The organism is Microbulbifer regidiadema (SeqCode) (genome assembly GCF_052466995.1).
On sequence record NZ_CP174297.1, the window covers coordinates 2177062 to 2201782 of the forward strand.

Annotated in this window: 7 protein-coding genes and 2 pseudogenes; 6 read left to right on the forward strand and 3 right to left on the reverse strand. The window is 44.9% G+C overall.

The window, feature by feature from the left end:
• Nucleotides 1–58: 58 nt before the first annotated feature.
• Nucleotides 59–19192: an SDR family NAD(P)-dependent oxidoreductase gene (locus ACJJIK_RS09440; protein WP_444944874.1), complete on the reverse strand. Its 19134-nt coding sequence runs from the start codon at nt 19190–19192 to the stop codon at nt 59–61.
• A gap of 937 nt (nt 19193–20129) precedes the next feature.
• Here ACJJIK_RS09440 and ACJJIK_RS09445 point away from each other — a divergent pair.
• The 4 genes and pseudogenes from ACJJIK_RS09445 to ACJJIK_RS09460 all read left to right on the forward strand — a co-directional run.
• The gene (locus tag ACJJIK_RS09445; RefSeq protein ID WP_444944875.1) at nt 20130–20381 is read left to right on the forward strand and encodes a phosphopantetheine-binding protein; all 252 of its coding nucleotides are present in this window, start codon (nt 20130–20132) and stop codon (nt 20379–20381) included.
• 422 nt (nt 20382–20803) lie between these two features.
• Nucleotides 20804–21475: an MBL fold metallo-hydrolase gene (locus ACJJIK_RS09450; RefSeq protein WP_444944876.1), complete on the forward strand. Its 672-nt coding sequence runs from the start codon at nt 20804–20806 to the stop codon at nt 21473–21475.
• Between the two features lie 69 nt (nt 21476–21544).
• Nucleotides 21545–21667, forward strand: a complete 123-nt coding sequence (locus ACJJIK_RS09455; RefSeq protein WP_444944877.1) for a hypothetical protein — start codon at nt 21545–21547, stop codon at nt 21665–21667.
• A 60-nt stretch (nt 21668–21727) separates the two neighbouring features.
• A pseudogene (locus tag ACJJIK_RS09460) lies at nt 21728–21847 on the forward strand (IS3 family transposase); the annotation flags it as partial.
• A gap of 157 nt (nt 21848–22004) precedes the next feature.
• On the opposite strand, the gene ACJJIK_RS09465 reads toward ACJJIK_RS09460, so the two are convergent.
• Nucleotides 22005–22736 carry an autoinducer binding domain-containing protein gene (locus ACJJIK_RS09465; protein ID WP_444944878.1) on the reverse strand — a complete coding sequence of 244 codons (732 nt, stop codon included), beginning with the start codon at nt 22734–22736 and terminating at the stop codon, nt 22005–22007.
• A 120-nt stretch (nt 22737–22856) separates the two neighbouring features.
• Between ACJJIK_RS09465 and ACJJIK_RS09470 the strand changes: the two genes are divergently transcribed.
• Both ACJJIK_RS09470 and ACJJIK_RS09475 read left to right on the forward strand, forming a co-directional pair.
• The gene (locus tag ACJJIK_RS09470; protein WP_444944879.1) at nt 22857–23204 is read left to right on the forward strand and encodes a DUF4902 domain-containing protein; all 348 of its coding nucleotides are present in this window, start codon (nt 22857–22859) and stop codon (nt 23202–23204) included.
• A 90-nt stretch (nt 23205–23294) separates the two neighbouring features.
• Nucleotides 23295–23870 carry an acyl-homoserine-lactone synthase gene (locus tag ACJJIK_RS09475; protein WP_444944880.1) on the forward strand — a complete coding sequence of 192 codons (576 nt, stop codon included), beginning with the start codon at nt 23295–23297 and terminating at the stop codon, nt 23868–23870.
• An 84-nt stretch (nt 23871–23954) separates the two neighbouring features.
• Here the strand turns inward: ACJJIK_RS09475 and ACJJIK_RS09480 are convergent.
• Nucleotides 23955–24635, reverse strand: a pseudogene (locus tag ACJJIK_RS09480) (ribulose-phosphate 3-epimerase).
• Nucleotides 24636–24721: the final 86 nt, after the last annotated feature.

Consider the following 24721-nt stretch of genomic DNA (forward strand, 5'->3'; position numbering starts at 1 on the left):
TCTTGGCGGGGAAGAAGCGGCAGATGTTACCTTCAGTTGCCCGCTCTTTTCCAGATGATTAACTGATGCACTTCAGAGTTGAATGCAGGTTTTCTTTTCTTACGCGTTTGCTGGTGAAATCAGTAAGTTCTCCAATTTTGTATCCCGAGCTGTGGAAGAACTCCATATTCATACGTATTACTTCGCCCTTCTCCTCTACAGTCTGACGTCTTACACGTGTTAGAAGATCAACAGTAAAGGGCTCAGAGGCACGAAAGTTCTTACAAAATACCGGAACGAAAAGCCGGCTTTCCTCATTAAAACCATCCACCCCCACAGCACTGCCGTCGATTAACGCCGGGTGGAACAGGTAGTCGTGTGCGCAGACGCGGGCATTATCATTCACAGACAGTTCGATCCAGGTATCTGAGTCTGAACCAAATACCCTTCCCTGCGCTTGCATAATGCCCGAATGCAGTAAATCCTTATGACGACATCGATAATAAACGCTGCTCATACTGACCGAGCTTTTACAGCCGGCGAGCTCTCCTAAAACATCGACCCTTTCTGCAAAGCTTGTGTTTTCACAGGGGTGCATTTCGGCCGTTGCATAGATAAATGGTTCATTTGCAGCCACATTCTTTTGCTCGGATAAGCCACGTTTTATGAATATTTTCCAGAAACCGGTCGCGGTTTTCTGTGCGGATATATCCAGATAGACGCCTTCTCCCTTAGCGACAATCAAGGGTCTGAAAATGGCCAGGTTACGGAGTTCAAACTGGCGATAATCCTCGCCCCTTTCAGTAAACCATTGATACAACAAATCTATATAAGCCAACCCTGGCAACAGCGAGTTACCCTGAAGGTAGTGGCCTTGCAAAATCTGGTTATCCGGACTTAATAACGATTCCCACACCCGGGATTGCTCAAATGTGTGTGTTAATGCCCGCCCATCCGTATGCTCGCCATGCGCATTTTCACGAACGGGCTGTTCTGAACAAATTGCTTCCGGAGGTTTTTTAGGTGTATGTTTTACCCTTTGAGCACTATTAACATAGGATTGAATAACAACATGGGCGTTGGTTCCTCCATCTCCGAACGAATTCAGAACAGCCAGCCCCGAATCCCAGGGTTGAGGCTTTCTGCAAAACTCAAAGCGCGATGCTTCGATACCAAAGTGGTCCATCGGTACCTGGCCTGATAAAAACGGAACGGTCGATCGCTTGTGCAGCATGAGCACGGTTTTTATAAACCCGGCAATGCCCTCTGCACACAGCGGATGACCAATATTGGGTTTCATCGACCCCAGGTAACAGGGTTTCGATACATTCCGTCCATAAACCGAATCAATGGCTTTGAGTTCCAACAGATCGGTAATGGTGGAGCCCGAACCGTTAACTTCGATATATTCCACATCATCCGCTGAGAAGCCGCTCTTCGCCAATGCCGATTTCATGACATTTTTTTGAGCTTCAACATTGGGAGTCGCCGGTCCTGCCGTGCGGCCATCATTGTTGGTGGAGATTCCCTTTATAAGCGCATAAATAGTGTCTCCATCACGCTCCGCCTGTTGTCGCGTTTTCAACATGGCCATACCAACCCCTTCACTCAACACAATACCTGATGCGCGCTTGTCAAAAATGTGGAATTCGCCATCGTTATTTAATAAATTGCGCTGGGAAAAAAGTCGGTGGGTAGAATCACTTGTTAACAAACTGACACCGCCGACCAATGCAGCGTTGACAGCCTTGCTTTTTAATGCCTGTATTGCGATATCTGTCGCTACCATGGTCGACGAACAGGCGGTGTCAAGAACCAGGCTGGGGCCCTGGAAGTTATAGTATTGAGAAATATTCGCAGACAGATAGTTTTGACCAACAGCGACAACAGGGTTAGTTGCGGCAGCTAGCTTGGTTTCACTCGGACGATGTTGACTACGGGCCCCTATATATACACCGACTGATCCCCCTTGCAGTTCTTTGGGGGAATAACCTGCGTGATAAATCGTTTTTAAGCTTTCTTCGAGCAAAAGACACGCTTGAGGATCCATCGCTTTTACGTCTGACTCTGACAAGTTGAAGAACTTGGCATCTATCTCCTGATTTCTATCTAACAGCCCCGCGTATAACCCCTTTGCCTCACCCAAACGATTTTCGGGAACAACACTTATCGAAGAGCGCCCCTGAATCAACAGTTGCCAGTATTCCTCCAGATTTCCGGCCCCTGGAAAGTTACAGGACATACCGACTACCGCAATATCCTCTTCTGCCCTATCAGTTTCCTCGGTACGGCTAGACTGATCATCTTCTTGTGGTGTGAGTTCTCGGAACTCCACTGTGTTGAACTCATCTTTTTCTGATGTCGTAAAAGCTCTTTCAAGCTCCTCTTGATATGTTCTGTTAAACCATGCGGACAAATCACCAAGCGTTGAGTGTTCAAAAAGTGCCGATGGATCAAACTCCAGCTGGATTTTATTGGATATTTTCCTTGAAATTTGCGCAAGAATAATTGAGTCAACACCATAGTCCTGGAAAGATGTTTGTTGATCGAGCTGATCAAGTTCCATTTTCAACTCACCAGCAAACAATTCGTGGAGCCACTGGTTAAAATGTTGTAAATTCCCCTCTTCAATCCGCTGTGATGTGGCCGATGTTACAGCGGTTCGGTTAACATTCTTTGGTATATTTTTATTTGGATGTAATTGCGCGAACATCAATTGCTGCGCGCGAAAACTTCCCGGATCTTTTATCAAAACCGGCATTACGACCCTGCCGAGCCCCAGTCGGACAATCTGATCCAACAACTGAAGCCCCTTCTTATCCGTCAAACTCAAAAAGCCCGTATCCCTGTATGCAACGCTATTAACCTCACCCATACCGGTGTCTTTCCAGCTTGGCCATTGTATGCTGACCACGGGGAATTTTTTACTGGTGTCACTTGCGACATAATCCAGATAAGCATTAGCCATTGCATAGTCGCTTTGACCACTACCAAGTGTAGGTACAACGGCTGAAACAGATGAAAATAGCAGAACAAACTCCAAATCAGTCGTTTGAAAATATTGCAGAATATGGTTAATTCCTTCGACTTTTGGCTCCAGTACTCTGGCAATACTTTGCGTTGACTTTCTAATGAACGCCGGATTCTCAGTATCTACGCAACCTGCTGAATAGATAATCCCGCCAATCTGACCCAACTCTTTTTGTACCCGCGTTAATTGCTGACTAACAGCCTCCGCATCAGCAAGGGATAAACACAACACCTCTACACGTGCACCCAGCTTTTCCAGGTCTTCTATCGCGTGGATTTTTTCCAATACATCAGGCGAATGATGGTTGTTTTGATGCCACTGACTTCTTGGCGGAAGAGGTTGTTTTCCCGTTAATACAACACGCCTTACACCATGCTTCTCTATGTAGTGCCGCGCACAAAGAAGACCCAGGCCGCGAGTTCCACCTACGACCAGCAACACCTGGTTTTCGTCAATTTTTCCCATACGCACCGGTGGTGAATATCGAGAGGGGCTTGCAGGATCCAACTGCGCTAAACTCGACACATAACGCAGGCCTTTTCTATAGCACACTTCTACTGCCGAACACCGGGTATTGTATTCATCAACAATAAGCTTCGCTGAATCCTCTGACAAAAGATCGTTTGCAGCTAAGTCAATGTGTTTAGACTGCAGAGAGGTATACTCACTTTGCAGCATGCGATACAGCGCTGCCCTGCTCGCTCCAGAGAGATTGATCTGTGAATTCCGGAAGCTTTCAAGCCCCCCGGTTACGCATAACAAACGCAGCTCACGCTGCCTGCTGTTCTCTATCAATTGCTGAAGAACATTTATCCAGTTCAGACTTTGAGTATCGTCACTACCGCAACCAATGAGATCAACCCAGCCATTACACTGCCCTATCAACGCGTTTAACGCTCCACCACGATCTGGTATATCCTGTTCGCACAGAAGAGTAACTCTGTCGAAGTGACCGGCAACCAACTCCGCTAACGGTTTTGTTTGTACGCTGTGAAGGATCAATACGTTATCGTCATCACGAACCTGGTTCGATTTTTCCGGAGTGTGTGTCCAGACCTTTTCCAAAAATCGCGTTTCTGCAACCTTGTTTTCAGCGGGCGCTGGCATTTCACCCGCATTAGCCAGCAGACTTGTGGAATTTGATTGCACGAAGTCAATCCAATAGCGATCCCTGGCAAAGGGATAAGTCGGCAAACTGACTCTATGGGGTAGATGCCCGGCAGAATAGAAGCGTCCCCAGTCAACTTCAATTCCCTTAGTCCAAAGATCCAGCACTTTGGAGAATTTTCCTTGTTGGGTCCACGAATCCAACATAGCTTTAAAGTCTTTATCCTTAGTCAAGACCTCGGTCATATGCTTATTCTGCTGTACAGTACCTCGATAGACATCCGCATCCGCTCCAGTACCATTGGTAAACCCTTCCAACTTATCCAGCAATTCACCACCGCTTTTCGCCAACACAGCCAAACGCTCGTTTAACTCGGCTCGACCAACTTGCAGGGTGTAAGCAATAGATTCCAGATCCTTTGCTGAGATCTCCTTTTTCTTTTCCAATTCATTTTTGAGGTTTTCAGCAACACGCATCAACTGCTCTTCAGTTCTTGCTGAAAGTACAAAGGCAAACTGATGCCCCTGTTCAAATCGGTGTTGTTGATGCCCATCTTGTTCAGGGGTGAACTCCTCTATAATGACATGAGCGTTCGAGCCCCCTGCCCCAAAAGAGGAAACACCTGCAATTCGGGGATATTCTTTGGACTTACCTTCAACGCTAACGGTTGGACGATGCCATGATTCCAATGCATTCTGAACAACGAATGGAGATTCCATAAAATCAATATTCGGATTTGTCTCCCGGACGTGTAATGTCGGTACCAGCTTTTGGTGCTTAAGTTGCAAAAGTACTTTGGTTACACCTGCAATCCCCGCCGCACTTTCACAATGTCCGATATTGGATTTCGCAGAGCCGATTGCGCAGTATTGTTTGTCCTTGGAATACTCTTTAAAAGCTTTCGACAAACCGGATATTTCGATGGGGTCACCCAATGAGGTACCGGTCCCGTGTGCCTCCATATAGCTGACCGTTCTTGGATTAATACCTGCATGCTTGTAGGCCTGACCAATCACAGAAGCCTGTGCGTTGGGATTGGGCACAGTATAACCGTTGGTCCTGCCACCGTGATTGATAGCGGTACCTTTGATGGTTCCGTAGATGTGATCTCCATCCTCAATCGCACGCGATAGCGGTTTTAGCAGTATCGCACCAACACCTTCCCCGGGGACATACCCGTCACCGCCGATGCCAAAACTTTCACAACGCCCCCGACTGGATACAAAGTTTCCTTGCGCCAGCAAAATGTACTTGTTGGGGTGTATGGATACGTTGACTCCCCCGGCCACAGCCATTTCACAATCGCCCTGCTGCAGGCTTCTGCATGCCAAATGAATAGCCGTCAAGGAAGAGGAACACATGGTATCTACCGCCATACTGGGCCCACTGAATCCACAGTAATACGATACGCGGTTGGCGATAGAACTGGCTGTACCACCTATTGCCACTGCATCCTTATGGCCCAAAGCCTGGGCACCATACAACTGGTACTCTTCATACATGACACCAACGTAAACACCCACATTGCCGGAAATGTCATTGTGTTTTCTTCGAGATAAAGATTGTGTGGAGTAACCCGCATCCTCCAGTGTCTCATACACGGTTTGCAGAAAGAGTCTTTCCTGCGGATCGATGACTTCGGCTTCTCTTGGTGATATGTTGAAGAACAATGGGTCGAACTCGTCAACGCCATCAATAAAGCCGCCCCACTTACTGTACGTTTTACCCGGCTCTGACCGGTCTTCGCTGAAATAACGGCTGTGATCCCAACGGTTTTCAGGTACTTCTACAATACAGTCCTTACCCGCCAGCAGATTTTCCCAGTACTCGTTAATGTTATTTGCCTTTGGGTAACGACCGCTAACACCGATAATGGCAATATCATCACTTCGTTTTTCCGCAACCGCTTCTGCCTGGTAGAACCTGGGGCGCAGTTTTTTTTCGGCGCGTATATTTTTTCCCCTGACGTCGTCTTTATAAGAGGTTTCCAGAGCTACGCTGCCAATAGTACGAGCTGCCGGCGAGGGTTTATTTAGCTCGAATTGAGTTTTCAACTCTTCATGGAAGTTCTCCATAAAATAGCCGCTCAACTCATCAATATTCTGATATTCGAAGAAAAGTGTTTTGGGTAAAGAACCAAACTTTTTCTCCATCTCCCCGGTTAACTGCATAACCATTACCGAGTCTATACCGTAGTGATCCAAAGACGCTTCAGCATCAATTCTGTCGGCACCCAGCTTGGTAACAGTCGCCAGTTCCTGCTTCAGGTAGGAAACAACTTTCTCTTTCAATATATCATCAACGTCTAAATCCTTTGATTTTTCACTATTGTCGATTGCTGCATCAACCTTCGCTTTCAGCGATTTTTCCACGTCCCTTTTCACATGTTTTGAATACAAGGCATTTTTATCGCCATGCAACACAGCAATCTGTCCGGCACCGGTTTCCAGCCCTCTATAGAAAGCCCTTACACCTTCACGTGTTTCCAATGGCACCATGCCACTGTTTTTGCGCAGCCATTTTTCCGTTTCCTCATCTATCTGCATCCCTCCCTCTCGCCACAGCGGCCAATCGATTGAAAGGGTTTGTCCCCTTCGCAGATTATCTGCCATTAATCCATTGCGGTAATGTGCATAGACATCCATAAATGTGTTAGCGATTGAGTAATCCGCTTGCCCTGTATTTCCCAGGCAACCCGAAATTGATGAGAATAAAACAAAGAAATCCAGATCCAGCTCCTTCGTGGCCTGGTCCAGATAGACAGTGCCATTAACCTTAGGAGCCAATACCCGACTAACCTGCGCTTTGGTTTTCTTCAAAATGAAACTGTCGTCAATCACACCGGCACTGTGGATTATGCCGTTTAGCGCGCCGAACTCCATTTCAATCTGACGGATTAAGCCGAACACCTCCTGCTCGTTGGTCACATCCACGTTACGGTAAACCGCTTTTGCGCCTTGCTCTTCGAGCTTGTGCAACTCTGCTTGTCGACTTTCGTTCAGCGTTGAACGTCCGGTCAAAATAATAACCGCTGCAGATGTGTGTCGGGCAATTTCATTCGCAAAAATAAGCCCCAAACCACCGGCACCGCCAGTTATTAAGTAAACACCGCTATCTTTCCAGGGCAACGTACCACTGCGGACGCTATCTTCAGCGGCTGTTAATTCACGCCAATCGGCAATATAACGCTCGCCATCGCTATAGCGAATGTAGGGGTCCTGTGGACATTGATCTTCACGTTCCAGTAACGCAGCCAACCCTACTGCACTATCCAAATTATCAACCTCAATGACCTGACCCACGAATTTGGGGTTTTCCAAACACGCTGTCTTGAACAGCCCCAATAAGCCGGAAAAACACAACGATTGTTTTGAGCGATCCACCAACAGTTGAACCATAATCTCGGATTTTGGCTTGCTCCCCAGAAGATCTTTTACTCTGTCAAACAGTTGTAAAGCCAACTGCTCAAAGCACACTTCCACCTGGGAGTTCGAAGCTGCTCCCTCAGGTAGAAGATTGATAACCTCTACATCAACGAGCTGCTCCGAAAGCTGACGCTGCAGACGTTTGTCTGCATCACAAAGCACAACTATCTTCTTTTGGTATTCCGGCTTTGGCATTAGCTCAATAAAGCTCATCTCCCATTGCGGCGTTAATAGCAATGTTTCGACAGGCTTGTGATCCTGCGATGTCAAAGTTCTGGTTAACAACCCGTGCATTTGCACACAAACATGCCCATTGTCATCACACAGGTCTATATCCACCTTTTGAAGATTATCGGGAACAGCTGTATCAACATAGCTTCGCAACCAAACCCAAACACTGGATGGACAGGGAGAGAAAACATTGAGCTCGTTGAGTGCAAACGGCAGAGCCGCTTGAATAGGTAAGTTTTCAATTGGTAACAAACCGATGGCAACCTGCAGCGCGGAATCCATCAGACCAGGATGCAATACCATATTGACCTGATCTTTATTAACATCGACGGGAAGCGACAGCTTTGCCAGAACCTGGTTGTCACCAACGTATATATGTTCTACACCCCGGTGTGAAGGACCATAATCAAGGCCCATCGAAAGATAGGCGCTGTAACAATCGTCCCCCGATACATCGCCGTCACGACATTCCTCCAGCAGCGTCTGCAGGTTTAGTGAAGCGGGCTCTACCTGCTCTACAAATTGAGCACACCCCTGACTGAAAAGAGTTTCACCTTGGTCAGTCAATTCAAAACGGATGTCGCCATTCTCTTCAGGACATAAACGCATGTCTACCTGAACAGATTCACTGTCAACGGTCAACGGCTGAGTCCACGCGATATTTTTGAGTTGTAGCCTGGCTCCGTCGTATTGTTCGCCGCCACCCGCCGCCCTTTCCACCGCTTCTCTTGCCATCTCCAATACGGCAACACCCGGCAGAACTTTTTCCCCGTTTACCCGGTGATCTTTAAAGATCTGTTCCTCACCACTGAAATGGGACGTAAAGCGTTGCTCAAAAAAGTCCGAGGTATTTTGATGCAGCAACGGATGCAATTGGTGGAATCCATTTTGAGAACGATTGTCTTCAACGAGCAGTTCATCAATCCAATATCTTTCTTTGGCAAATGGATAGGTTGGCAGACTGATACGCTTGGGCTGCCTCATATCCTGATACAGTTCCTGCCAGTCGAAGCTCAACCCTTTAACCCATAATTCCAGCAGTTTGTCGTACTTCCCCTTCGCTATCCAGGTAGAGATAGCTTGTCGGAGATCTTCATCGGCAAAAAACAGTGATAGGGCACCCTTGTCACTACCAACTTTTTCCTGATAAATCGACGATGAAAATTGGTCAGTCAGAAATTCTTCCAATCGTGTAACCAACATCGCTAAGTTGTCAGCCTCAAACGCCAGACGATATTCGAACGCCTCTCTACCAGTTTGCAGTGTGTAGGCAATGCTCTCCAAGTCGCTTTCTTCAAATCTTTCTTTGGTAGCAGCGTATAAATTCTCTGCCTGCGTTTTAAGTTGCTGTTTGCTTTTTGCCGACAGCACAATGATCACAGGCCGAGTGTAAAAATCCGATCGCTGCTGCTGAACAGACTCGGGAATATACTCTTCAATGATGACATGCGCATTTGATCCACCTGCACCAAATGAACAAATACCAGCGGTCCTGTGGTATTCCTTTTGCTTGGTGTTGATGGTAACTGTCGGACGTGTCCACGGTTCAAGTTTTTGCTGGACAACAAACGGCGTTTTCGCAAAGTCTATACGCGGGTTAAGCGTTGATGAATGCAAGCTTGGCACTAACGTTTCATGCTTCATCTGCATCAATATTTTGGTCACGCCGGCAATTCCAGCGGCACCTTCGCAATGACCAATATTTGATTTAGCTGAACCTATGGAGCAGTAGGATACGTTACCCTGACTAGATTTATCGTCATCTGAAAACTTCCTATAGGCGTCTGTCAAACCGGTAATTTCAATCGGGTCTCCCAACGAAGTTCCGGTACCATGGGCTTCGACATAGCTAATCGTGCGCGGATCTATATTTGCTTGCTTGAGTGCTTTTATTACAACATCGCTTTGAGCCTTCGGGTTTGGCACCGTATAACCGTTAGTCTTCCCGCCATGGTTGATCGCTGTACCTTTTATTACACCATAAATATTGTCATTATCCTCTATCGCCTTGGCGAGAGGCTTGAGCAATACAGCACCAACACCCTCACTGGGCACATAACCATCCCCCCCCTCACCAAAACTCTCACACTTTCCAGTACTGGAAGCAAACTTACCCTGAGAAAGAGAAAGATATTTGTTAGGGTGAATTGATACGTTTACGCCTCCTGCTATCGCTACTTCGCATTGCTGATTAATCAGATTCTGGCAGGCCAGATGAATGGTTGCCAATGACGAGGAGCACATTGTATCGACAGCCATGCTCGGGCCATGGAAGTCACAGAAGTAGGATACCCGGTTGGCAATGGAAGCGGGGTTACCTGAAATTGCGACCGCTTTTCCTTTTGCCTGGGCCTGGGCACCAAACAGCTGGTATTCTTCGTACATAACCCCCACAAACACACCGACATTACCTGCTATACAATCGGGATCATTCGATCCCAATTTTGCAAGCGCCTGACGTGTATAACCGGCGTCTTCAATTGTTTCATAAACACATTGCAGGAACAGGCGTTCCTGGGGGTCCATCATCTCTGCTTCTTTAGGAGAAATGTTGAAAAACAAGGTGTCGAATTCATCCACGCCATCGATAAACCCGCCCCATTTGCTGTAGCACTTTCCCGGTTTATCTTTGTCAGGATCAAAGTACTGACTGTGATCCCATCGGTTTTCAGGAACTTCCGTGACACAGTCTTTACCGTCAACCAGGTTTTGCCAAAATTCATTGACATTCTTTGATTGTGGATAACGGCCACTTAACCCTATGACTGCAATTGCATTGTCCTGCGCCGCCGCAAATTTGGATGTAAAATTTCGCCGATACTGACGTTTTTGCCGTATTGCATTCTCATTGAGCCGAGCAGCTTCACCTTTTGTGGTTAATGGTATGTGGGAAGGTATAACCTGCTGGTCAGATGATTTTGGTGATGCCGTAGCAGGCTTACCAGTCTTTCCTAACAGTTCCAGCATTTTTTCAGCATGGGATTCGAGAAAATACTCTGCCAGCGCCTGTACGGTTTGCACTTCGAATAAGAGCGTTTTCGATAATGGGCCAAATATATTTTCAAGTACGTTGCTCAGTTCCATGACCAAAATCGAATCAATGCCATATTGCTCCAATGGAGCGTCTGCATCAATTCGATCGGCCGACAATTGAAGACTACTTGAGAGTATCTGTTTGAAATAACGCAGCGCATGATCTTTCAGACTGTCTTCGTTCACAGGGGGTGCGTCAGCAGCGATCGTTTGCTTTTTCCGATCAGGTCTCTCATCCTCTTTGGGACTAAACAACTCGGAAACGCGGGCACTGTCACCTGTCCACACCAGTACTTGTTCAGCACCGTCTATTTGCAAACTTTGTTTGAATGCAGTAACACCTATATCTGTTTTTAAGGGATGTAAACCCAGACGGCGCAGCCTTTCCTGTACCGTATCATCCACTTGCATTCCCCCATCAGTCCACAGGGGCCAATTGATGGATAGCGTTTTCCCACGGCGCTGCCCCGAGTCAACCAATCGATTTCTGTAGCCTGCATATGCATCCATAAATCCATTTGCAGCCGCATAATCAGCTTGACCGGGATTACCCAAAGCGCTACTGGTAGAAGAAAAAAACAAAAAATTCTCCAAAGGTAAGGCTTTTGTCATCATATCAAGGTTGACAAGTCCCCTTACCTTCGGAGCAAAAACTTCGCGCATTTCCTCTTCAGTTTTGTTGATAATATAGTTATCCCTGATAACGCCAGCGCTATGTAAAATGGCGTTGAGCTTACCGTAAACATCGTTGATGTGATTGACTAACGCTTCCACCGCTTGCAGATCGGCAACATCCACTTGCCGATAGTCAACTCGAAGCCCCTGCGCTGTTAAATTATCTAGCTTGGCTTGAGAGGAATCAGTCAGGGTCTTTCGACCTGTCAGGATTACGGTTGCATTTTGCGTGTTTAATGCAATATCGTTAGCGAAAATCAGCCCCAATCCACCCAATCCGCCGGTGATAAGATAGACTCCATTGTCCTTCCATATCCGCTCATTAAACCGTTGCGAATTAACGACATCAGCTTCTATCAGCTGTCTGACTTCCCGTAACTGATCACGATAACGGATTTCTTTGGCTGATCTGTCAGAAGCGTCATGTTTTAGGAAACTTGCCAACTCGCTTCCCGATAACGATGTTTCCAATTGAATACACTGAGAAACCAGGTTGGGGTTTTCCTGGCTCGCGGTTCTTAACATCCCGCTGATACCTGTAAGGCAACTGCCATCTGCAACTAACTTTCCATCTATAAGAACCTGTAACAGCACGGGATGACGCAAGCTCTCAGACAGTATCCCTTTGATCTTGGAAAACACGGCAATCGTGGCTTGCTCGTATTGATTTACTACATTCGAACGTTCAAGAGAGACAATTTCACATTGAATACCCGGGATTACACTTTCAAGGTCCCGCCCCAAGTTTGCGATTTCGCTACCACCCAGCAATAACAGGTGATGCTCCTCAAATTGTTCCTCGACTTGCGGATCAGTATCTCTACCCGCGTCCTTTACCTCCCATATCGGCTTCATGATGATCGCCCGACCCTTCGAATGTAGATCAGATCCTTCACTCATGGCCCGAAATGAAAACTCACCGAATTCGACACAGACGTTACCCTGCTCATCGCACAAACTGATATCGAACTTTTTAACCGCATCTTCGGCATGAGAATTTGTGCTATAGCGAATCCAACACCATATCTTTTCCGGACAAGACCGATAAATTGACAGACTTCCCAGCGCAAAAGGTAACAATATCTCTGACGACGAAAATGGATCTCTGTCTTCAGCATATTGCATACCTACTGTCGATTGCAGCGCGCTATCCAGTAAGCTGGGATGCAGATAAAATTGCTCTGAACTATCAGCGACCGCCGATGGTATTTGTAAACATGCCAACACATTTGCATTGTGTTGCGAGTCTAGCCCTACTGCGAGGCTGTTTATACCCTTGTGCGTCGGTCCATAGTTAAATCCGAGTGTCTGATATGCTTCATATAACTGCTCCGCTTGCCTTGGCTGACGATCACACAGCTTTTGCAGAGCTTCAAGATCAACCGATGGCTGCCCATCCGCATCAACCAGAGAAACCACGCCCTGACTGCAAATAACCGGATTGTTTTCCCCATCAACACTCGTGATCTCGTACTCTACTTCTGTTTCACTGACGGGATAAATGCTTGTATGCACTTCGATATGCGAATCAACAACAAGAACCGGACGTAACCAAACTACATCGCTGACTACAAAGTTTCCATCTGAACACAGAATAAGGGAGGCAGCTTTACGTGCCATCTCAATGTGACAAACACCCGGCAGTATTTTTGTTCCCTTTACCTGGTGATCCTCCAGGAAAAATTCACGACCAGTGAAATGGGATGCAAATTTGAACTCAAAAGCAGTGGATTGATTTTTATGAACGAGCGGATGTAAATTTTCAACAACAGCGGCCCCACCAATGCCCCTATCGCTTCGCTTATCAACTTCAATCCAGAAACGCTCTTTCTCAAAAGGATAGGTCGGCAACTGAACGAGCGGAGGAAGCTGCGTATCAGAATAAAATCCACGCCAATCCACTTTTAGCCCGTCAACCCATAAGCTTAATAATTTTGAATATTTTCTTCGCTTAATCCACTTGGCTACTGTTTCCTTGAATTCATCATCGGATGAGAAGGACTTGAGCGTCTTATTGTTTTTGTTGACCCGTCCAAAGTATAGATCCTCAATACTGTCATTACCGTCAAGATAACCGGCAAGTTTGGTCTTAAGCTCATCCAATGAGTTGACAACCATAGCAAGACGCTCTGGCATTTCCTCTCGACCGGTCTGCAGGGTATAGGCTAATGAAGGCAGGTCATCCTGGGACAAGTTGTTTTCGTTGGTCAGATAGATTTTAAGGTTATTGGCGACGTGTTTGAGTCGGTCCTCATTCTTCGCCGATAACACAATTATCTGTGGTGTATTCGGTCTACATACACTGTTCGACGCCTTGTGCTCATCGGCAATATATTCTTCAACAATTACATGGGCATTTGAGCCACCAGCGCCGAACGAAGACACCCCAGCGATACGGGGAACGCTACGACGTTCATCCTCCGCTTCCATACTCAGGCGAGGCCATTCAGCCAAGTGCCGCTGAACAACAAAAGGGCTATTGGCAAAATCAATATTCGGATTTAGTGTTTCCGTATGCAGACTAGGTGCCAATTGTTGGTGCTGCATTTGAAGTACAATTTTGGTAAGACCCGCAATCCCAGCGGCCGCCTCCAGGTGACCAATATTGGATTTCACCGAACCAAGTGCACAGAATTGTGTATCCGAAGTATCCTTCGAAAATGCTTGTTTTAGTCCGGTTAGCTCAATGGGATCACCCAGTTCCGTTCCGGTACCGTGTGCTTCGATGTAACTGACCGAGCGCGCATTTACCCGAGAGTTATCCAATGCCTGACGAACCAATGCTGCCTGCATTGTTGGATTTGGCACTGTATAACCATTGGTTTTACCGCCATGATTAATACTGGTGCCGCGAATCACAGCATAGATGCGGTCACCATCGGCCTGCGCTTTTGAAAGTGGTTTTAGCAATACAGTTCCGACACCTTCGCCTGGAACAAAACCATTGCCTCCCTCACCGAAACTCTTACACAATCCATTCACCGACAACATTCTTTGTTTGCTGAGAATGACATAGTTGGAGGGGTGCAGGTAAATATTCACCCCTCCAGCGATGGCCAACTCACATTCATTTCGGTAAATGTGCTCACAGGCCTCATGTATCGCCGTTAACGATGCCGAACACATCGTATCAACAGGCATGCTAGGACCATTAAGATTAAAGAAATAGGACACTCTATTAGCTACCGAGCTAAAAGATGTCTCCGGAATCACCGTATTTTGCCCCTGTTGCCACAAGCCCGGTCCGTGCAAATCAAATCCCGTTTTGGTAATTCCAGCAAAAACGCCAACACGGCCACCATGGCGCTCGGCTAATTTCTCCCGGGTGTATCCGGCATCTTCAAATACAGACCAACAGGATTCAATAAATACCCGCTCCTGGGGGTCCATGGTAAATGCTTCCCGTGGAGAAATATTGAAAAACAGCGGATCAAAATTGGCAAAGCCTTCTAAAAACCCTCCCCACTTACCATAGCTTTTACCCTGTTCCAGAGCCTCTTGTACATCGTCATTAAAGAAACCTTCTAATGACCAACGCTCCTCAGGGATCTCTGTAATGCTATTTTTTCCGAATTTGATATTCTCCCAAAATTCATCCAGGTTATTGGCGTCCGGATAGCGCCCACTCATCCCAATAATGGCGATAGGTTCCCGGCCGGAGCATTGTTGCGCATCACGGTTATTTTTGTCAGAGGGGCAGTCGGCGGTCCGCTGTTCCGACACATGGGTACTGTGCGACATCGCAGCCGTTTTTGTTGATCTCTGTTGTTCCCCGGTTGCAACGCTGATGGAAGCGTCAACACCGGAAATGTCAGCCGCAGATCCCGCTTGTCCCAGACCAACCCATTGACAGCACACCTCAAAATAATCTCTTACGAAATACTCCGTCAATTCACCGAGCGTCTGATATTCGTAAAACAGGGTTTTTGATATACCTCCAAATACTTTCTGCAACTTTTGATTAAGCCGCGTTATCATAATCGAATCGATGCCATAGCTTTCCAGCGCCTCGTCCACCTCAATATTTGGTAATGCCATATGTGTGACTTCGCCAAACAGCACTTTAATTTGATGCAGTGTTTTTTCTTTGAGTTTTTCAGAGTCGACCTTAGTATTTCTCTCTGCGGGCTCCGGAGAAGCGGATTCAACACTTAGCGGAGTAGACAGGCTTGTTCGCAGTCGCTCTAAATCACCCGCCATCACCATTACCTGGCCGGCATCTATCTCCGTACCCCAATAAAGTGCACCAATCCCCTGATGATTTTCCAGAGAAGTCATACCTCTGTTTTCAAACAGCCATTTTTCCGTATCGGCATCTATTCTCATGCCGCCCTCTTTCCATTGAGGCCAATTTATTGATAACGTTTTCCCTCTGCGCTGTTTGTTTTTAACTAGGTCATTGCGGTAATGCGCATAGGCATCCATAAAAGTATTTGCTACCGCATAATCAGCTTGTCCCACATTACCAAGACATCCGGAGATTGAAGAGAACAATATGTAAAAATCCAGATCCATCTCTTTCGTTGCCTGATCCAGATAAATCGTACCCTTCACCTTGGGAGACAAAACCTTACTCATTTCATCTTTCGTTTTTCTCAGGATGAAATTATCATGAATTGCACCAGCGCTGTGTATAATCCCGTTAAGCCTGCCGAATTCAGACTGAATACCCTGTATCAAATCGACAACAGCCTGCTTACTGGCAATATCTGTAGCGTGGTAAACAACCCTCGCACCCGATTTCTCTATCGCACTAAGTCGTTCCTGCTGAACGTCTGTCAACTCTGAACGCCCGACCAGTACAATACTCGCATGAGTAACACGTCGAGCTATTTCATTCGCGAATATCAGCCCAAGCCCGCCATTTCCGCCTGTAATCAAATAGACCCCTTTGTCTTTCCAGCATATGGCATTTTCCTCAGAACCTCTCCCAGACTCCTCTATCTCAGCCCAGTCGGCAACATAACGAACCTCCCGGTGATAACGAATATGAGAATCCTGTGGCTGTTGAGCCTCCAGATTAACTATTTCAGCCAGTTGAGCTACATTTTTATTATTCTCGTACTCAATCAGCTGACCGAAGAATTGAGGGTTTTCCAGATTTGCTGTTTTAAGCAATCCTGACATCCCGCAAAGCCATGCCGGTACCTTACTCATCAGAACTTGAACAAGGATTATTCCACCTGGCTTACTTTTTAGAATTCCCTGGACCTGTTCAAACAGCTGTAAAGCCATCAGTTCAAAATACTGTTCCGGCTGAGTGTCAACATTCGTACTTTCTGATACCAGGTTCACGACAACAACGCCATCCAGCTGCTCGGAAAGCTGCTGTTCCCATGATCTGTCGGCGTCACAAAGCACCAAATAGCGCTGTTGACTTCTTTCAGCGATGACAGCGCCACAGTTTTTTTGCACCCAATTCGGCTTGAACAGCAATACACCCATGTCAGAGGAGTTACCCGTTGATATCGGCTCCTCTTTTCTAAAACTTTCATCTCTCACCGCAGTTACGCTCTCCTGGTAAATGTCATCAGAGATCCAGTGACGCTCTTTATCAAAAGGATAAGCCGGTAGATGCACACGCTGTGGCAGCCGATTTGAATAGAGCTGCTTCCAATCTATCGCATAGCCCTGACAATAAAACTCCGACAGGGCTATCAGATTTTCCCTATAGTCATCTGGCTGGTGTTTTACTTCATGACTTTGCCGAATAAGATCTTCAATACATTGGTATACAGCCCTTTGACCGCTAAACCCTCTTTTAACTTCTCCTTGAAATACGTTTGACTGAGTGCTTTTTTCACAGATTATTTGTAAGGCCTGACAAGCATCCTCACTGGTTTGCACAACCACCGCACAGCGATATTTAAAATGTTGGCGACCTGCCATGAGTGTATAGGCAACTTGTGAAAGCTCCGCTCCCGTGCAAGGATGGGACAGAAGATATGACATCAAGTCGTCAACTTTCTGTTGCAATGCGGTAAGTGTTTTCGCGGAAAGGATAAGCATAGAATAGGGGAACAGGTCCGGCTCACTATACTGTGTATCAAGGCTATAGCTCTTCAGAACAACATGTGCATTAGTACCACTCATGCCAAAAGAACTCACAGCTCCGATTCTGGGCCGATCATTTTGCTGCCATGCTATATTTTCTTTATTGACGTAAAACGGGCTATCTTTCCAGTTAATATAATTATTTTCCTTGGGACAATGTAGGCTCGCTGGTATGGTTTCATGCTCTAACGCTTTCACCAAGCTAACCAAACCCACAATTCCTGATGCCGCAAGCGTGTGACCAAAATTCGTTTTCGGTGACGTTAGCGCGCAGTATTCCTTACGTGAGGTGTTATTTTTAAACGCGTCATTCAGCGCATTAACTTCAATAGGGTCACCAAGTCTTGTACCTGTACCATGGGCAACAACATACTGAATATCTTCAACACTAATGTTGAAGTTTTGGTAAACGGATTCCAAAAGAGCCGTCTGTGATGCACCGCTTGGTGCTGTTATACCGTTTGTCTTTCCGTCATAATTGATACCATTGCCATCAATGACAGCGTAGATCGGATCACCATCCCGTTTAGCATTGGACAGTGGTTTTAGAACCACCGCCACTACAGCCTCGCCGGGAACCATACCGTTAGCCTGCTCCCCAAACGCATAGCATTTTCCATCAGCCGATAGCATTCCTGCCTCACTCATGGCAACAAAAGGCTTATGGGTTAACATCAGGTTTACACCTGCTGCAATAGCCGTATCACTTTCTCCGTTGCGCAACGATTGACACGCCAAATGAACCGCGACCAAACTTGACGAACAGGAGGTATTAACTGCCATAACCGGCCCGTCAAAATCCAAGAAGTATGCCAGGCGCGATGCAAGAATACCGTCATGATTGTATGTCAATCCCGGTTGCGCGCGACTTGATAGCAATTGGTAATCACCTTGTTCCACGCCAACATACATGCCCATTTTATTGGTTTTTATATGTTCGCTACCGTAGCCCGCATCTTCCAAAGCATTCCATGCTTCCTGAAGCAACAAGCGCTGTTTCGGATCCATATTCGCAGCTTCATGGGGGGAAATGGAAAAAAACAGAGAATCAAACTCATCAACGCCAGGAATACAGCCACACCACCTGGAGTTGGTTTTACCCTCCTCTTGAGTAATACTGCTATAGTATTTACGCCAATCGAATCGGTCTGCAGGAATCTCGGTAACAACCTCTTTTCCGGCTTCCAAAATCTCCCACATCTCCTGAATATTACGCGCCTGCGGAAGCCGGCCACTCATGCCTATTATCGCTATCGGATCATTAATCCGATTCTCTCCGCTTCCCTTTGATTCTGCTTCACACGCTTCACCTCCCGATGGACTTTGCACAAAGGTATTGTTTTTTTCGGTGGTAGTTCCTTTCTGGGTGCTTGCAAAGTCCTGCCCATAGAATCTCTCAACAGTTTCTAGATGATCTTGAATTAAATACTCACCGACTTTCTCCAATGTTGGATAGCTAAAAAAGATGGAGGGATTAAACTCTATGCTGTACAGCTCACCCAGTGTTATGGCGAAAGCCGACAATCCAATGGAGCCAAGTCCAAGATCGCCCAAATTGACATCCAACCCCAGCTCATCCTTTGGCACGCCTAGCAGGTCACTAACCGATATCTTTAGATCCCTTACAATATATCGCTCTAAGGTATCCTTTTTCATATGAAGCAGCCTCCATAACTATTTTCTTAACAAACACGCTTTTGTTTCAACCGCTCATCCTGCCAAACGCTCACGATATAGACAGATTATTATTCTGCGGATAACTGAGAATTTACGTACAAAGGTTTATCCCTAGATCTTCTAAACCTGCTTCTGCTTGTTAGATCCAGGATCGGTGTAAATATATTAAGTTATTAACAATATATACATGGAATATATGATGGATATATGATTAGTACTTTCATAAAAATACCATTCACAATCCATATGAAAGCAGTATTTTTTCAATTGTTATAATTTAATGACCACTACAACCCACCTTTACTTGTCTAATTTTTAGTCGAAATAAAAACACCCAAAACAGTATCTTTCTTAATCAGCTATTCCAACAAATAACTTCGTTTTTAAATACTGTAATAAATAACAGTTTACCTGTGAGAAGCTATGGATATGATGTGTATTCTAAAAAGGTTTTCTGACCGAAGTATGCTTTTAAGAATGAAGATTCAACTGGTGTGCATAAATTTTGGACCAAGTCAGCTGAAGTTCTAAGCAACACTATTCAGCAGCATCAGTCCTGAGAATTTTTAGTGGTTCCAAAATGAGTCCCCGGTCTTCCATTAAAATCCGGAAAAGCCTAATTTAAGGATGATTATTCGATATTTTGAACTTTACGCGGGAGGATTACCCAATGAACTTTCAGATAATTCTCGGTTATCGAAAAAGACCACAGAGTCTACCAAATAAAATTTGAATCAGATCTATACAGTCTTACAGGTGCTAAAGAACTTCATTCAATGCTGGGACATAATACTTCGCGGTTTCGGATAATAAGTAACTGAAAAATTATTATTGGCTCTATCTGAAAACTGAATTTTAGAAGAAAGAAATATAGCGCTTCACGCTTAAGCTAAGAAGAGATTTTAAGGAATATTACATGCATAGCACTAAAATAAAGGAAGTAGTCTTTTCCCATCTGAGAGACATTGTTTCTAAAATTGATGTTGCCGGAAGCAACGAAAATTTATCCGAGAATAATTACTTTACTGATTTAGGATTAAACTCTATTGATCTAGTTGAATTACTTTATTCAGTAAATACTGATCTCAGAAAACCTGACCTTCCTGCTCATATACTAAACTCAAACACTGTCGGTGAATTTATTCTAGCTATAGAAAAAGCAATATAAGCTTCAGAAAAATCACTACGAGTTTTTCACAGGCGGTTTTATTTTAGTCATGTAGCGAGTAATTGACTATCTTTTCGATAATACAAGACTTCACATTCGATTACATGCTGACTTCCTATTGATATTAGTAACCTTCTTCGGCTGCCAAACCCATTACACCATCGTAAATCTGGCTTTCCCCGCGCAATCTAGACCCAATCAGAGATTTTCTTTGTGAATTATCTAATATCGTTTTTCAAGACTTTGGAGATGCCTCCTGAGTCACTAATTACATTAATCGGAGAAATATTGTGTTCAGCAATTTAGTCGTTAGCAAGAAATCTAAGATTGCCTATTGATCTGTTTGAATTTAATGTTTTTAGCTCTCCATAAAACCTGCATACCTTAAGTTATAATAACCACACAACCGGAAGAGAGAATATATGGGCACCAGAGTTCACAGCATAAAAGTTTCTCGCTCATCAATCATAAATAACAATTTTTTGATTGTAGATGAAGAATCACGCGACGCCGTTTTTGTCGATCCGGCCTGGGAGCTTGATACCCTGGAAAATGCTCTAGAACAAAATCAGGCTACATTGAAGGGTATTCTAGTAACGCATTCCCATCCGGATCACACCGATCTCTGCGACACTCTCTCAAAACTATACAGCGTACCTGTATTTATGAACCAAACGGAGATTGATTTCTATAGCTTCCACTGCGCAGGCTTGGTTGCCCTACAAAACGAGGACCTATTTAAGCTTGGAAAGCTTAAAATCAAACCCCATGCTACCCCCGGCCATACTATAGGCGGAGTTTGCTACCAAATAGATTCTTCTTTATTCACCGGCGACACATTATTTATCGAAGGCTGTGGCATGTGTGTAGGCCCTGGATCAGACCCTTATCAGCTTTTTTTAAGCCTACAAAAGCTCAAGCAATCTCTCGACCCCACTACTTGCATATATCCTGGCCATACCTATGTATACCCCTGCGGAAAATCCCTAAGCTTTTTACTCAAAAATAATATTTATTTGGCATTTGATGATATCGAAATGTTTGTAGAATTTCGTATGCGCAAAAATCAAAACAGCCTCTTTAAGTTTATATAATGAATACGTTTTTATCACCTGAATGGGGGGTAATGTGTTGATTGTTCGGTGTTACTCGTGGCGGCTACTATGGTCATCTACAAAGCAGCCTATGATTGGTATCTGAATCATCAGAAGTTGCCGGAGGTAGTACGTGAAACTTCCAAAGCCAGTGATGATACCTACGGTAGCTGCCGGGTGAAAATTCACTGAATGTCCTAGGTTATCCAATCAGTCGCTAGAAAGCGTGCCAGCTGATGAAAGCCAATTTTCAAGCAAGAGAGGGTTCAGTGGCGATATTACCAAACCCGCTATGAGGCACAGCAAGATGTATCGCATTACATTTCCATTCGGCACAACAGCCAGCGTTTGCATTCGTACCAGGGATACTAAAGTCCGAATCAACATGAATAGAAAATGGTAGAGATTAGAAAAGCGGCTTTACAGAGGTATACGAAAATGTTACACCACGTCACGGTTTGACGATTAGCCAAGTTGCTTTATTATCCGACCGGTAAAAACAGCTGATTGCATTATAATTTCCTTCTAATCAGATAATTCCAAGCTGGAATGCACGAATAACAACTGCTGTCTTGTTATTGACGTTTAGCTTTTTAATGGAGTTTCCAATATGAAAATTCGCAGTACGCTCTGAAATATTTAAAATAGCTGCGATTTCAAAAGATGTTTTACCTTCAGCACACCACTTAATTACTTCAATTTCTCTCTTAGACAGAGGGCTTTCTGGATGGGGCAACATTCCTTCCAGCCATGCTTCTTGAAATTTTACTTGAGCAAGCTGATTAATCCAAAGCAAGTGAGGTGTTTTTTCATAGAGTTCATTTGCTCTCAACTCCTCGCCTGACCGAGCCAAGGTTAACATACCGATTGCACTTCGATTTAGACGAGATGACTGTGCCCACCCCCAACACAGGCCATAACTTTTTGCATCTTCCCAAAAATGCTGCACATCTTTGTATAGAGATTCACTCCATGTAACGGGAGTGTTAGACTTTATTCCATGCTTTACTGTTGGATCGCATGCCATATATCCTTGCCTTTCGTATCTCTGCTGCCAGGCCTCAGGATAGTTATTTAAAAGCTTAAACTGGGGTTGTGTGATTGGTATCGAAACTCGCATACCATATGCAAAATAATCAAATCCAAGATGATGGACAGTTTGGGTGAGTTCCGTAACGAATTGTGCATGATCCATACACGTTAGCAGTGTATGCAGCTGTTCTTCCAGCCAAAACTTCATTTCAACATCCTTATTTTTCATTAAATAGTCTACAATTTATACGCTTTTTTGCTCATTATCACCTTAGATGGTACAGGGTTATTATTTCCCAAAATGTGAACCACGTCTACACAAGAACAATTATCACTACAATTTAGACAAATGAAATTACCATTAAGCGACCTTTCCTCAATACAGCTCAAGCATCTAATTTCCAGTGTCACACTCAACGAAGCCGACAAAAGAATAAATGATCATGTTAGTACTATTGAGGGATACACAGAATGGATATCACCTACCAGCCCCACAATCTCTATCGGGTGGGATTGGATAACCGTAATAAAAAAAGGAAGATTAGTCTTTTTAATATCAGGTTATCCTTACAGTAATATGACACTAATTGATAAATCTGGTAGGGCTTTATCGGAGCAGGTACGTTTAAACCGATTAAAGTCTTTCGTTGAAAGTATCGACTGGCAAGAAACCGTGAAATTTCACATTACAATGTAATAAGGCAAAGAAACTGTCATTTCTGACAGTTTTATTTCTGTAGTAGTGAGCGCAAATACCTCTTTTCAATTAAAAAAGAGGTATTTCACTATGTTGCAATTCACCGAAGGTCTTCACAGCCAACTCTCTCACCAAACAAGACACAAGCTCTTTAGCTATCGTTATCAAGTCTTTGTGGAGCAGCTTGCCTGGGAACTGGACACAGAGCCCAACATTGAAACTGATCAATTCGATCACGATCAAACGCTTTATATCATTGCCAATGACAGGGACAATGACGTTGTTGGGTGTGCCAGGCTACTTCCTACAACCTTACCCTATTTACTTGAGAGGGTGTTTCCTGAATTGCTGAATGGAATGCTACCTCCTAAGGATCAAACGGTTTGGGAGCTGTCTCGGTTCACAAGTATGGATTTAAAGTCACAGCAATTGAAAACTAATGGGCAACTTTCAAGCCCAGCGACAGCAGTATTATTAAAGAGATCGATGACTGTTGCCAGACAGCATGGCGCTAAATATATGATCAGTGTCTCCCCTATCGGCATAGAACGCCTTCTTCGTGGATTAGGCATTATCGCTCGTCGTGCAGGGCCGCCTAAAATCATTGATGGTTATTCACTGATTGCCTGCTGGGTAGACTTACTAGAAAACCAAAATCGTTATTAGTAAATAGCTAAAACCAGCTCTTTCGTATTGCCTACTTCTTTATGGAAGTAGGCAACCTCTAAGATCTACTCCATAACTAACAATCTAGTTTTTCCTTTGCCTAATACTGGCACGCAGCCTCGCCAGAGCTGTGTAGTAATCATCCTGTCCAAAGAAACTTGCCTCAACAGTAATGATATCCGCGCCAGCAATGACAATATCCGCTGCATTTGACAAATCAATTCCACCACTCACCCCTAGAAAAATATCGTGGCCACTTTCATTTATAGCCTGCTTAATCAGAGAAATCTCATTTATTACCGAAGAGTCCACTCCATAACTGTCAAAACTAGAGTTGCATGGCAAAACAAAAATTAAATCCAAAATATTTAGCAAACAGCTACTAAGACCTTGTGAAATGTCAGCGCTAAGTACCAATCCAGCTTTACAGCCTAACTCCCTAATTAGGGAAAGAGAGCCTTCAAAATCATCAGTGGCATTAGCATGGATAGAGATAAAATCTGCTCCCGCTTCAGCAAAGGCTATGCTCAGTTAGTCAACCGGTGATGCCATCAGATGTATATGTAAAGGGGACGCTATGCCATACTTACGTAGAGTCTTGCATATCCAAGGCCCTACCGTGATACCCGACTCAAAATGGTTGTCCGTAACGTCAACCTGGATGACATCCGCACCAGATAGCACCATATTCTTTACATCTTCCCCCAAGCAGGAAAAATCAGCAGACATAATAGGTGATGCAACTAGATAGTCTCCCATTATCATACTCCAAATGGCCTGAATAAGGGAACGGCGACGTTAATCGGTTTTATGCAATATGAAATACTTAGATTGAAACAGCTTGATACGCA